This is a genomic window from Haloarcula sp. HT12 (assembly GCF_055271655.1).
The window spans coordinates 629546-642017 of the sequence record NZ_JBUXKW010000002.1; the positions used below are offsets into that span (position 1 = coordinate 629546).

Annotated in this window: 12 protein-coding genes; 1 reads left to right on the plus strand and 11 read right to left on the minus strand. The window is 64.5% G+C overall.

What is annotated here, in order from left to right; all coding sequences use genetic code 11:
• Positions 1-24: 24 nt before the first annotated feature.
• From ACY9XZ_RS08470 to cheB, 11 genes are all read right to left on the minus strand, one after another.
• Entirely contained in the window at positions 25-1938 is a 1914-nt protein-coding gene (locus tag ACY9XZ_RS08470) for a hypothetical protein (protein WP_463456596.1), read from the minus strand.
• Positions 1935-2417: a hypothetical protein gene (locus tag ACY9XZ_RS08475; protein WP_463456597.1), complete on the minus strand. Its 483-nt coding sequence runs from the start codon at positions 2415-2417 to the stop codon at positions 1935-1937. The genes ACY9XZ_RS08470 and ACY9XZ_RS08475 overlap by 4 nt, the downstream gene beginning before the upstream one ends.
• Positions 2418-2522: 105 nt before the next feature.
• The gene (locus ACY9XZ_RS08480; RefSeq protein ID WP_463456598.1) at positions 2523-3401 is read right to left on the minus strand and encodes a CheF family chemotaxis protein; all 879 of its coding nucleotides are present in this window, start codon (positions 3399-3401) and stop codon (positions 2523-2525) included.
• A 100-nt stretch (positions 3402-3501) separates the two neighbouring features.
• Complete coding sequence (locus tag ACY9XZ_RS08485; protein ID WP_463456599.1) at positions 3502-3930, minus strand: DUF7112 family protein; 429 nt, start codon at positions 3928-3930, stop codon at positions 3502-3504.
• Between the two features lie 5 nt (positions 3931-3935).
• Positions 3936-4325: a 30S ribosomal protein S6e gene (locus ACY9XZ_RS08490; RefSeq protein WP_463456600.1), complete on the minus strand. Its 390-nt coding sequence runs from the start codon at positions 4323-4325 to the stop codon at positions 3936-3938.
• A 69-nt stretch (positions 4326-4394) separates the two neighbouring features.
• A complete protein-coding gene (locus ACY9XZ_RS08495; RefSeq protein ID WP_463456601.1) occupies positions 4395-5669 on the minus strand; it encodes a response regulator in 1275 nt (424 codons plus the stop codon).
• A gap of 82 nt (positions 5670-5751) precedes the next feature.
• Positions 5752-6615, minus strand: coding sequence for a CheF family chemotaxis protein (locus tag ACY9XZ_RS08500; protein ID WP_463456602.1), 864 nt, complete (start codon positions 6613-6615; stop codon positions 5752-5754).
• A gap of 59 nt (positions 6616-6674) precedes the next feature.
• Positions 6675-7907 carry a HEAT repeat domain-containing protein gene (locus tag ACY9XZ_RS08505; protein WP_463456603.1) on the minus strand — a complete coding sequence of 411 codons (1233 nt, stop codon included), beginning with the start codon at positions 7905-7907 and terminating at the stop codon, positions 6675-6677.
• Between the two features lie 6 nt (positions 7908-7913).
• Entirely contained in the window at positions 7914-8723 is an 810-nt protein-coding gene (locus ACY9XZ_RS08510) for a CheR family methyltransferase (protein WP_463456604.1), read from the minus strand.
• A complete protein-coding gene (cheA, locus tag ACY9XZ_RS08515; protein ID WP_463456605.1) occupies positions 8720-10711 on the minus strand; it encodes a chemotaxis protein CheA in 1992 nt (663 codons plus the stop codon). Before cheA ends, ACY9XZ_RS08510 begins: the two co-directional genes overlap by 4 nt.
• 2 nt (positions 10712-10713) lie before the next feature.
• Entirely contained in the window at positions 10714-11841 is a 1128-nt protein-coding gene (gene cheB, locus ACY9XZ_RS08520) for a chemotaxis-specific protein-glutamate methyltransferase CheB (RefSeq protein WP_463456606.1), read from the minus strand.
• Between the two features lie 170 nt (positions 11842-12011).
• Here cheB and ACY9XZ_RS08525 point away from each other — a divergent pair, with 170 nt between their 5' ends.
• The gene (locus ACY9XZ_RS08525) at positions 12012-12446 is read left to right on the plus strand and encodes a chemotaxis protein CheW (RefSeq protein WP_463456607.1); all 435 of its coding nucleotides are present in this window, start codon (positions 12012-12014) and stop codon (positions 12444-12446) included.
• The last annotated feature ends 26 nt before the right edge of the window (positions 12447-12472 follow it).

Sequence of the window (12472 nt, forward strand, 5' to 3'; positions counted from 1 at the left end):
CCTCCGTCAGCCCGCAGAGATCCACTACCAGTACGACGGGGTACTCCCGTACAGCCGCATGAAGTGGAGTCGCTCGCTCACGGCCCGCGAGAGCGGCAGGAGAAACTCGCCGGTATCGGGGAACAGCGTGACCCCGGAAACGAGAACGTAAACGGCCGTTATTCCCGCGGCGGTACCGAGTATCATCGCACCGACCGGTTCGAACCCGCCGACCGCTGTATCGAGGAGCACCCAGCATCCCACAGCGCCGGCGACTGCCAGCGCCGCGAGCGCGTATAGCTGGACTGCTTCACCGAGAACTAGGTCGCCAGCGGCGATGACGCCGAGATACAGAGGGCCGCCGACCAGTACTGTTGTACCGAACCCCGCCACGGCCGACCGTCCGGCCGTTTCGATGGCGCGACGGACCGCCGGTATCCGTATCACCCAGTAGATGCCGACCGCGTAGAGCGGGTGGAGATACCGCATCGTGAACATGTGATGCAGCGGAAGCGTCGTGAGGGCCAATCCAAACAGCAATACGACGTACAGAACCGAGAACGAATCGACGACAGTGACGGGGGCCGTCCGTCCGGGACGATCCGGACGGGGAAGGCCGACTCCGCGAGCGAGCCGACGTGCGGCGAGCAGAGGATAGACCACGACGGCACCGAGCAGCGGCATCGATTCGAGGACGCTGAGATTGACCGCGGCGTCCTGTGACGCCGTCAGGCTGTCGACGTATCCGTGCCGGAGGAATATCCGGACGACTCGCTCGGGATCGAGGAGTACGGCGTAGGACCCCACGAACTGGCCGAGAATCCGCGACAGTATACTTCCTCCGGAGGCGGACAGCCCGCCGTCGGCTACACTCCCGCCCGTCGAACTTCCGCCCGCCGAACCGCCTGCTGTGCCATCGCCGCTGAGCACGTCGCCGCTGTATCCCGGGAGTAACCGGGGCGGCTGCAGCGGTTGGCCGGAGATCGCCAGGTTCGTCAGGAAAAACGGCACCAGCGAGACGAACAGGACGAGCCCGACGACGAACAGGTCTCGGATGCCGTTAGACCGAGCGGTCGGCAGGTCGACGGCCGCGATAGCCACCAGCAGAAAGAATCCCTCGGGCGCGTGCACCCAGGTCACAGGGCCGATCCACGCGTAGGTGAGCGCCCTGAACCGTCTGGCAACGACGGAGGACTCTGTCTCACGGCTTCGGTAGAGTGTGTAGCACACACAGACGACGAACAGCGCGGTGACGCTGTGGCGTTTCGGCAGGCTCGCCCAGAACCCAAGCGGCGTTGCGAGTACGGCTGTCAGTCCGACGGCCACGCCCAGTCGGCCGGTGTAGAGCCGACTGACAAGCCGGTAGAGGACGACCGCGGTGAACGCTGCCGCCAGTGCGGTCGTAACCTGCAACGCCAGCAGGGGGTACCAGTACGTCGATAGCGGCGTCGCAACGAGGAGGTTCCCGACGAAGACAGCCGCTCCGACTGCGGTCCCGGCAAGGACGCACAGCCGTCGCCGGTCGAGCCAGACGCCGACCCCGGCCGCGGCCCCGATGACGGTGAACGACCACAGGCCCATCGCGACCACCCGGACGTCGGCCACCAGCGAGACGGCTTCGAGCGCGACCAACCAGGCGGCGGAGACGATCACGATCCCGTAGTTCCGGCCGTACACGCGACCGTCGACGAGATACGTTCCCGGCGACGCACCGGAGGCGGGGCCGTACACTGCCCGGTCGATGAACAGGTGTCCGTCGGCGACGCCGACCAGCGCGTTCGCGAACGTGAACTGGTCGTTCGAGAAGAACCCCAGCCGCCAGTAGAGGCCGAACCACGCGAGCGCAGTGAGAAAGAGCGTCGCCCCGAGGTAGTTCCCGAACACTGCTCGGAGCACCGTGATTCCGAGTTCGTCGGTATCGAAGTCGACGCTGCGTGAAACGCGGTCACGAACGCTCATCGTTCGACCTCGATAGTAATCCGCTCCAGCAGGACCTGTCTCTCTCTGTCGCCTTCCCGGACCCATATCGTCAGAATCGCGTCGTAGCTGTCACGGTCGACCCGCTGTGGACTGATACCGATGGGTTCCGGCCGGAGTTCCATCTGCGTCCCCTCGGCCCCGGCCAGTTCGTACCGGCTCGTCGCGGTGATCCAGAGCGACGGGATATCGATAGTGTACCTGACTGCAGGGTTCCCCGCAACGCGGTCGACGGTGACCGCTGCCGGCGGTGCCGCCAGATGGTACCGACCGGACCCGAACCGTCCTCGTTCGAGCGTTACCTGTCCCGTCGGGACCGAGTCGACAGACAGGGCGGCACTCCCGTCGCCGGTCGGCGTCTCCTGCTGGGTGACATCCACGGCACCGACGAGCGGTCCCGACGCGACGGCGAGAATCGCGACGAAGAGCGCGAACGTGGCCGGCACCACCCCGTTAGTCATATGTGTCCGGAGTTGGCAACCGCCGTATATCACTCTACGGTAGCGATTATCGGTTCGGATAACGCGCGGCAGGGACGGGAGCCGGTGACGAGACCGTTCCGCCGGTCAGGCGTTCACGTCTTCGAGGTGGCGGCTGGCGACGACCTTGCCAGTCGGCGTGAGCGTCGGCCCGTCAGCCCCGTCCTGAACGAGGCCGTCCTCGGCGAGGTCCTGGAGAATCATCGACACCTGTGAGGAGTCCTTGCCGAGAATACTCGCCAGCGGCATCCCGTCCATGTCGCCGGTCGAGTACATGGCGACCAGCACTTCCTTTTTGTCCTTCGTGAGCTCGACGTCTTTGAGCTCTTCCATGAGTTCGGCGTACTCGCGCCGGAGATAGCGCCCGAGGATGGACATCTTGCGACTCGAAGCCATCGCGGCCAGCGTCGTCATGGCCGTCCCGTCTTTCATGTGCCGGACTGTCAGCACCGGCCGGCCCTTGCCGTTGATCTCCCGCGTGTTCCGGTCGAAGTCCGACACCGTCTTCAGGTCGATAGTGAACGACCCGTCGCTGCGCCGGAACTCGACGCTGCCGGGCGCGAGGAACAGTTTCGCGGTCTTGAACGACTCGTCGGTGACGCGGCCACCGACGCGGGCGCGCTCCTTAACCGTCGTTTCGGTGCCGTTGATGACGGCCTTGAAAAGCACCGTGCCGAACTTCTCGATCTTCTCGTCACCGGCCTCGATGGCTGCGACGAGCCGCTTTCCCTTGTGCTCGAAGGCGATCGTCACCGTCGAGTCGAAGAAATCCCCCAGGTCGGGCGGCACCTGTCCGATGGCGATGTCGAAAATGGAATCCAGCGGGATCGTCAGCTTGTCGTCCTCGCTCGCGGCCAGTACCAGCCGCTTTTGCGAGAGGACGATCCGACCCTTGATGGGGTCGCCCCGACCGGCCACTTCGGAGTTGAATTTGCCGACGAAATCCGCGATCACTGATTCCGACATTCGTCCGTTACCCGATGTACATCAGCACCGATATTGAGCGTTTCGCGCGAGTATCAGCAGCAAAAATCGGATTCATTCAGAAGAACGGAGGCAAACGGTGTCAGCTATCGAGATTTCGAGCGATATCTGACAGCGAGGAGTCCGGCCCGTCGGTCGCTGTATAGACGACGCGCTTGCCCGGCGTTCGGAGGCCGTACTCGGTCCCGTCGGTGACCACGTCGAGGTGTGCCGAGCCGCCGAGCGAGACGTCGCCCTCGGCGACCCACTCCGCCAGGCGGTTCGTCCCGTCCCGTTCGCGGGCCAGCCGGCGGTTGTCGGCGACGTGTGAGAGCACCGGCTCGCCCTCGAGATTCGTCTCGACGACGGCGTGATACTGGTCACCGTCCAATGCGAGACGGATGGTGTCACCGTCCTCGAACTCCAGTTCCGCCGGGAGCACGACCCGCGGTCGGTCGGTTCGGCCGACCGACTCGACGGGAACGCGATGCGTCTCGACGGTGTCGTGGTCACTGGGAACGCGGTCCGGCACGTGACTTACTCGTCGTCGTCGCCGAGGAGGTCGGCCACGTCGTCGCTGCCGCGGGCCGTGATCTTCGCGTTGATCTGGCGCGTGTCGTCGCTGACCTCGCGGCCGCGGACGGTGATGCGCTTGCGCTCGCCGTCGGTGGTCGGCTTGAAGCCGACGCCGCCGTCGGACATGATCTCCTTCGTCGCGACGCCGCGGACGTCGGGTCGCATCGGTCGGCCGGAGGTGTCAGAGCCGCCGGTCAGTTCCAGCGTGTAGCCCTCAAGGCCGACAGCGCCGCCGTCGACCTCGTCGCCGAGTTCGCGGCCAATGAAGCGGTTTGCGTCCTGTCCGTCCACGTCGATCTGGTAGGTGTGGCCGTCCTCCGGGTCGGAGACGGCGACCGTGAATTCTGCCATACCTGTTCTCAATCAACCGCGCTTCAAAAACGCGTCGAACTGCCCCGCTCGTCGGAGTCGTGCCGACGGTCACACGCTCGCGGGCATGTCGGTAACGTCCTCGGAGACGATCATGCCGCGCTGCCCACTGTCATCGGTCGTGACCGGCAGCGCACGCACTCGATACCGTCTGCCGCTGTACTCCTGTATCCAGTCCTGTTGGGTTCCGTCCAGTGCGGCACGATATTTGGGCCGCTGTACCTCTGCGACCTCCGGCGGGAACACCTCGTCAAGTGTTTTCCCCTCCACGTCTTCCGGCGAGAGGCCGAGTATGGTCAGTCCCTCGCCGCGGGCGACGAGGTATCGCAGGTCCTCGTCGAACAGGAACACGCCGCCGTCGGGGAAGTTCTCCAGCAGGGTCTTGTACCGCTGTTCCGCCTGTCGGAGGTTTCGCTCGAGTTGCTCCCGCTCGATAGCGTCCGTGAGGGTGTTCGCGACGCCTCTGACGAACGTGATATCGTCTTCGGTGAAACGCCGTCGCTCACTCGTATGCGTCCCGAGCACGCCCCACGGCTCCGCGGGCGTCCCGATGATGACGCTGATACCGCTCACGACACCGTGGTCCAGCAACAGCGGCGGCCCGCTGAACCGCGACTCCGTACGCAGGTCCTCGACAACGACCGGCTCCTCCGTTTGCAGCGTGTAGCCGGCCTGGGACTCGTCGCCAGCCCCGACCGACGCCTCGCCGACCAGCCCCGACTGCCAGCCGACGCCGGCTCGCAACAGTAGGTCATCGCTCGCTGGCCGGTACTCCAGCACCTTGCTGTACTCCGTATCGAGGCCCTCCGAAACTGATTCGACTGCCCGCTCGAACAACGCGTCGAGATCACACTCCCTCAAGGCGTACTGGCCAAGGTTTGCCACGGCCGCTTGCTGTCGTATCCGGGTCTGGAGCCCTTCCTCGGCACGGTGCTGTGCGACGAGGTTTTCGATCCGGTTCGCAAGCAGCGTGTACCGCTCTGTCCCGCCCCGCTTCTGGAGATAGTCGCTCACACCCGCTGAAACCGCGTCGCTAGCGATCTCCTCGCTCCCTTTGCCAGTGAACAGTACGAACGGGAGATCCGGATACGCCGCCCGGACGGCTTCGAGGAATTCGATGCCGTCCATCTCCGGCATGTCGTAGTCGGAGACAACGCAGTCGAACGCAGCTTCGGCGAGCCGGTCGAGTCCCTCGCTGGCACTGGTCGCCGTCTCGACGGTGAAACCATCGCTCTCGTGCCGGAGGAGTTCAGCCGCTGTCTCCGCGAATCCCGGCTCGTCGTCGACGTGCAGCACCGAGATTCGGGGGCTGTCGGGCCCTTCCATGATACTGTATGACAGGTCGAGGGTATGTCGCTCTTGCGGTACACCGGCTCTTCGACCACGCTAAATAAGGGGTTCAGTGCTGTTACTGGTCGGCCATCGCGTCGCTCGCGATGGACCGCCCGCGGGCCTCCAGTTGCACCTCGCGGCGGGTCCGGACCGGTTCGAGGATGTCGGCTTCCATCAGCCGGTCGTACACGTCCTCGACCTCCTCGATCTCCATGTCGACGAACTCCGGGATTTTGAACGGCGAGATGCCGGAGTACAGCGCCATCAGAACCTGCGTCTCCTTGTCCGAGAGATCCACGTCGTCGGCGGTGTTGCGCTGCTCGCCCTGTCGGACCAGCCCCTCGATGAGCGAGACGTGCCGGGGCGTCCCCGAGATGTGAGTCTCGACGCTGGTTCCCTCGATGGTGTGTTCGACCTCCAACAGCGGCCGCTCGTCCCCGCGAATCGTTTTTTCTTTGGTTTCGACGGTCCCAACGTCGTCGATGTCCAGTTCGACGAACGTCCCGCTGGCGATGGCCAGATTGATGCAGTCGCCGTCGAGTTTGAGCCGCCCCTTCTCCCAGCCGCCGTCCTGGACGACGCCGCCCTTGACTGCCGGATGGTTGACGAGCACGACGGTCTGGTCAAGCAGCGTGCTGTAGAGGTTCTCCTGGAACTCCTCGTCTTTCTTCGCCGAGATGAGCGTCACGTCACGGCCGGCCTGAATCTTGATATAGCTGTCCACCTGCGCGAGGGGCTGGTTCATCTGGCTAGCCGTGACGCTGCTGACTTTCGACAGCGGGATGGTCTGTTTGCCGTCGTTGGTCGCGAGGACGAGGCGCTTGTTCGAGAGGAGAATCCGGCCGGGTAGCCACTCGATGTCGTTTCGCTTGCGCCCGTCCGAGACGACCTGGACGAACTTCCCCTTCGTATCGACCAGTGCGTGTTCTCCGTCGCTCATCGGTTAGCCAGCTATCGCTCTCGTGTACGCGATGCCCGGTCTTAATCCATCCGGACGATTCATCCGCGGCCACCGAGCTTCGAGATGGCCGAGAAGGCTTTCTTCCGGACCACGTCGTGTTCGGTCTCGTCGATGAGTTTGTCAAGCGTCTTCCGGGAGCGCTCGCCACCGACCTTGCCGAGCGTGAAGATGGCCTGGCCCCGAACCTCGGGGTCGACGCCGTCGTCCTGGACGATTTTGAGCAGCCGCCGCTCTACCATGTTGTCGTCGTCGCCGAGTTCGGCGAGACTGGTGGCGGCGAACTGCCGGAGCATCTGGTCGTCGTCGCCAAGTGCGTCGACGAGCGACTCGATGACCCGGTCCCGCTCCTCCTGGCTGGTGACCCGGCCCAGCATCCAGGCGGTGTTGCGCCGCTGGGCGGCCTGCGTGCTCTCTTCGAGAATCTCGACCAGCGGCACGACGACGCTCCGGTCGTCCGTGTTCGAGAGCTTCTCCACGACGGTATCGCGGATCTGGTGGCTCTGGTCGGTCGGGACGTTCGACAGGAGTTCGATGAGCGAGTAGACGGCCGTCCGCCGGACGGCGGCCGAGTCGTCCGAGAGCGCCTCGATGAGATAGTCGACCGGCCGGTCGTTGCCGAAGTTCCCGAACGCCCCGACGGCGATGCGCCGGACCCGCTCGTCGTCGTCCTCGTACAGCGGCAACAGTGCCTGGAGCGCCTGCCGGTTCCCGATGTTCCCCAGCGCGTCCGCGGCCTCGCGCCGCACGGCGGCTTTTGGGTCCGACAGGACGTTTTCGAGCGGGTTCGTCGCCCGCGAGTCACCGATCTTCCCGGCCGACCGGGCCGCTCGCGCCCGCACGCGCGGGTCGGGGTCCTCGAAGCGCTCAGCCAGCTTCGGGACTGCGTCGGCCTGATCCAAGTTCCCGAGCCCGTTGGCTGCTGCCATCCGCAGTTCCGGCACGTCGGCGTCGAGCACCTGCATGTACGCCTTCGCCTTCACCCAGTCGGCGGCGTCGTCTTCGAGGTCGACCCCGGCCATGCTCCCGATGAGTTGCGTGATGGCGTCGTCGCCGAGTTCGTCCAGCGAGTCGATGGCCGCGCCGGTGATCGCGTCGCTGTCGCTCTGGGCCGCGTCTACGAGCGCGTTGACCACGTCGCGCCGGTCGTCGTGGTCGTCGAAGTTCCCCAGTAACTCGGCGGCGCGGGCCTTGACCCGCTCGTTGTCGCTCTCCCTGAGGAGGCGGATGAGTTCCTGTGCCTTGCCGTCCCGTTCCAGTTCGTAGAGGCTCATTGGTCGCTACACTCGCCGGTAGATCCGGTGTCGTTTGTCGACCGCTTCGAAGGAGTCCCGACACTCCGCTGGCAGCGTCTCGGTCATGCCGATCATGAGGTAGCCGCCCTCGCGGAGCGACCCGCGGATGGTCTCGAAGATGGGGACCTTGAACTCCGAATCGATGTAGATGAGGAGGTTCCGGCAGAACACGAGGTCGAAATCGCGCTTGGGGTCGCCCCGGATGAGGTCGTGTTGTTCGAACGTGACCATCTCCTTGACCCGGTCCCGAACCTGGAACGTGTCGCCGTCCTGTTGGATGTATTTCGTGTAATCGTCCAGCGGTTCCAGTTCCGCGGCGATATCAGTCGTCTGGGAGGTCGCGTACGTCCCGTCGCGGGCCTCTTCGAGGATATCGGCGTTGATGTCGGTCGCCGTGATCTCGATCTTGCGGGCGTCGATGTCGGGGTCGTCAAGCGACAGCATCGCCGCCGAATACGGTTCCCGGCCGTCGGCACTCGGGGCTGACCAGAGCCGTACCCGACGGTTGTTCTCCGTCAGTTCTCGGAGCACCGGCCGCAGTCGCTCCCACGCGTCCGGGTTCCGGAAGAAGCCGGTGACGTTGATCGACAGTGAGTCGAGCAGTTCCTCGCGCTCGCCGTCGTCCCGTTCCAGCAGCCGCTGATAGGACTGGTAGTCCTCGGTGTCGGTTCGGCGCATCCGCGCGGTGATGCGGCGGTCGAGATACGAGTCGTTGTAAAAGCCCGACTCGAAGTCCATCTCCGCGCCGATGAACTCCACGAGGTCCTCGAAGGTGCGTTCGCTGCCTTTGTTCATAGGGTCACCACGTCGAGGATGTGGACGATGTTTCCGTCGCCCAGCACGGCCGTGCCCGAGAGGCCGGGCGTGCCCGAGAGGATACCCTCCAGGGGCTTGACGACGACCTCTTCTTGGCTATTGACCGAGTCGCAGTGGAGCGCGACCTGGCGCTCTGACTCCCGGATGCGGACGAGCATCCCGTCGCCGTTGGCCGTCTCACCCTCGATGTCGAAGGTATCGTCCAGGTGAATTACGGGGTAGATCTCGTCGTTGTGCTTGATGACCTCCTGGCCGTTGACCTGCTTTGCCTCCTCCGTCCCGGTGATCTCGTCGACGTTCTTGATGGGGACGCCGTACTCCTCGCCGCCGACCTTGACGAACAGCACCTTGACGATAGCCATCGTCACCGGCAGGCGCAGCGAGACGGTGGTCCCTTCACCCGGCTCCGAGTCGACGTTGACCGACCCGTCGAGCTGGGAGACCGTGTCGTGGACGACGTCCATGCCGACGCCGCGTCCGCTGGTATCGGTCACTTCGTCGGCCGTCGAGAAGCCCGGGTGGAACACGAGGTCATACACCGCAGAGTCGTCCATTGCGTCCAGTTCCTCCGGCGAGCGGACGCCCTTCTCGATGGCCTTCTCCCTGATCCCTTCCACGTCGAGTCCGGCCCCGTCGTCTTCGACTTCGATGATGACGTGGTCGCGCTCGCGGGAGGCCCGGAGCGTGATGTGGCCGGTGCGTGGCTTGCCCGCCTGTTCGCGCTCCTCGGGCGACTCGATCCCGTGGTCGACGGCGTTCCGCAGGATGTGCATCAGCGGGTCCGAGATCTCGGTGAGGATGGTCCGGTCGAGCTCGATGTCCTCGCCCTCGATCTCGAACTCGATGTCCTTGTCGAGTTCGCGCGCGAGGTCCCGGACGAGCCGCGGGAACTTCCCGACGACCTTCTTCAGCGGGATGAGCCGCATGTCCATCACGGTGTTCTGGAGGTTCGCCGTGATCTTGTCCAGTTCGTTCAGCGTCTCGCTGGTCGAGTCGAGGTTGTTCTGCTCGACGCCGCGCCGCAGTTTGATCCGGCTGGTGACCAGCTGCTCGACGAGCCCGTGGAGGTCGTCGAGCTGGTCCACGTCGACGCGGACGGACTTGATCTCGTCGACGCTGTGTTCCTCTTCGGCACCCGGGTCTGGGTCCGAATCGGAATCCGAATCCGTGTCGGAGTCGTCGATGGCGTCGGAACCGGTGTCTCCCCCGCTTGCCAGTTCGTCGGTCACGTCGGTCACGTCGAAGTGCTCGACCTTGCCGGTCGTTCCCAGTTCGGCGTCGACGGTCGCCGCGTCGGGGCCGTCGAGATACAGGACGAACGTGTCCTCGAACTCGCCGTCCTCGATATCGGCACGGCTCGGGCTCGAATCGAGAATATCGAACCGCCCCTCGATGGATTCGACGGCCAGCATCGAGTCGACGCCGAGCATATCAGACTCTCCAACGCTGATTTCGGCCTGGAGGACCCGGTCGGCGACGGCGTCGCCGTCGATGTCGGCATCGGCGATGTTGGCATCCGTGGTGAGCGACTCGTTGCTGTCCGAGGAGTCGCCGTCGTCTGCCGTCTCGGTGTCGCCCGCGGCGGCAGCCCCCTCTTCGAGGACGGCTCGGAGCTCTTCGACCATATCGTCGGTCTCTGTCCCCGATTCGCCGTGCTCTTCGATCTCCCCGACGATGACCTCTATCTGGTCGACGCCGGCGAAGACGAGGTCCATCAGCTCCGGTGTGACCTCCATCTCGCCCTGGCGCATCTCGTCGAGCAGATCCTCCATCGCGTGCGCGAGGTTCGCCGCGTTGTCAAAGCCCATCGCACCGAAGTTGCCCTTCAGCGTGTGGGCTGTCCGGAAGATCGAATCCATCGCCTCCGTGTCGGAGGGGTCGGATTCGAGTTCGAGCAGTGAGTTGTTGAGTTCGGTAATCGCTTCTTCGCTTTCACGGATGAATGCGTCTAGATACTGGTCGTCCATTGTCAGGTCACCTCAGTGGTAATCGTGTCGATAATGCCGTCCGCGATGTCGTCGATCGGCAAGACAGTGTCCACACAGCCCGTCTCGACGGCACGCTTTGGCATGCCGTACACCGCGGACGTGGCTTCGTCCTGTGCGATGGTCTTGCCGCCGGCCTGCTTGATCTGCCGGATCCCATCCGCGCCGTCCTCACCCATTCCGGTGAGAATGAGGCCGACGAGCGGGTCGTCGATCGTCTCTGCGGCTGTCCGCATCGTCACGTCGACTGCCGGACGGACGCTGTTGACCGGGTCGTCCTGTGTCAGCTTCGTCCGCAGTCGGCCGTTCCGGTAGTTCTTGACGACCATGTGCCGGTCGCCGGCGGCGACGAGCCCCTCGCCGCCGCCGATACGCGCCCCGTCTGTGGCCTCCCGGACCTCGTAGTCGCTTCGCGTGTTGATCCGTTCGGCAAAGCGACCGGTGAACCCCTCCGGCATGTGCTGGATGATGAGCACCCGGAGGTCGGCTTCGATAGGGAGACTCTCCATCACCTGCTCTACCATCTTCGGGCCGCCGGTCGAGGAGCCGATGACCAGTGTCGGGTTCGCAACGTAGGTCGTCTGGCTCGACGCGGTTCCGCCGGTGCTGGGGTCCGTGGCCGACCCGCCGGCTGTTGTCGGAGCCGTTCCGCCGCTACTGCTTGCCCCACTGGCGCTGCTCGTCCCGACGCCCTTGGTCGTCGCGCCGACATCGACCGCCGCGACTGAGCTGACCATCTCGACCAGCTGGTCTTTCAGGCGAGACATCTCCATCGACACCTCGCCACCGGGCTTGGTGAAGAAGTCGACCGCCCCCCTGTCGAGTGCCTCGAAGGTCACGTCGGCGTTTTCGTCGGTGTGGGCCGACAGCATCAACACCGGCGTCGGACACTCCGACATGATGCGCTCGGTCGCCTCGATGCCGTTCATGACCGGCATCTCGACGTCCATCGTCACGACGTCCGGTTCGTGTTCGATAACGGCTGACACCGCTTCCTCGCCATCACGCGCCTGCGCGACGACATCGATACCGCCATCGCTGAGGATATCAGAGATGACACTCCGCATGAAATGAGAGTCGTCTGCGACCACGGCGCGGACACCGTCTGCCATATCACCGACGCTCCCGTCCGACAGGAGGCATCGGCGAACGAGACATCCTCATACCTACTTCCAACTCCCGTTCGGCCCCGAAATAAATACTCCGCCCACGTAATCAAAGTTGATAGCCCAGCAGGCACCTTTATGCGCCCCTGTCCGCGACAGTGTGGATAAGAACCGCTATGGCAGCCCAGTCAGCCACCACCGGCCAGGTACTTGAATTCCAACTCGGCTCGGAGACGTACTGCGTGAGCATCGACTACGTGACTGAGATCGTCGACATCGGCGAACTCACGTCCGTCCCGAACGCCCCACCGCACGTCCGTGGCGTCATGGATCTCCGCGGGCGCACGACATCTATCGTCGACCCCAAGGTCGTCTTCGGCATCGAGGACGAGGGCGCGGAGAAGCGCATCATCGTGTTCGATCCCGAAATCGTCGAGGAACAGGGCGCGGCCGGCTGGCTCGTCGACGAGGTGTATCAGGTGGTCCAGGTCACGTCGGAGCAGGTCGATCGGTCCCCCGCGAACGACGCCGGCTCGATTCGGGGCGTCATCAAGCGAGATGACAGTTTTGTTATCTGGGTGGACCCCGCCGTCGTCCACGCTGGTGACTGATTCCGGTTCGTTGAGCGACATACCAG

Bases quoted from the DNA above. Each gene is read 5' to 3' on its own strand.
- ACY9XZ_RS08490 (WP_463456600.1), bottom strand. From the start codon at position 4,325: ATGGCAGAATTCACGGTCGCCGTCTCCGACCCGGAGGACGGCCACACC.
- ACY9XZ_RS08495 (WP_463456601.1), bottom strand. From the start codon at position 5,669: ATGGAAGGGCCCGACAGCCCCCGAATCTCGGTGCTGCACGTCGACGAC.
- ACY9XZ_RS08475 (WP_463456597.1), bottom strand. From the start codon at position 2,417: ATGACTAACGGGGTGGTGCCGGCCACGTTCGCGCTCTTCGTCGCGATT.
- ACY9XZ_RS08500 (WP_463456602.1), bottom strand. From the start codon at position 6,615: ATGAGCGACGGAGAACACGCACTGGTCGATACGAAGGGGAAGTTCGTC.
- ACY9XZ_RS08505 (WP_463456603.1), bottom strand. From the start codon at position 7,907: ATGAGCCTCTACGAACTGGAACGGGACGGCAAGGCACAGGAACTCATC.
- ACY9XZ_RS08525 (WP_463456607.1), top strand. From the start codon at position 12,012: ATGGCAGCCCAGTCAGCCACCACCGGCCAGGTACTTGAATTCCAACTC.
- ACY9XZ_RS08510 (WP_463456604.1), bottom strand. From the start codon at position 8,723: ATGAACAAAGGCAGCGAACGCACCTTCGAGGACCTCGTGGAGTTCATC.
- ACY9XZ_RS08480 (WP_463456598.1), bottom strand. From the start codon at position 3,401: ATGTCGGAATCAGTGATCGCGGATTTCGTCGGCAAATTCAACTCCGAA.
- cheA (WP_463456605.1), bottom strand. From the start codon at position 10,711: ATGGACGACCAGTATCTAGACGCATTCATCCGTGAAAGCGAAGAAGCG.
- ACY9XZ_RS08470 (WP_463456596.1), bottom strand. From the start codon at position 1,938: ATGAGCGTTCGTGACCGCGTTTCACGCAGCGTCGACTTCGATACCGAC.
- cheB (WP_463456606.1), bottom strand. From the start codon at position 11,841: ATGGCAGACGGTGTCCGCGCCGTGGTCGCAGACGACTCTCATTTCATG.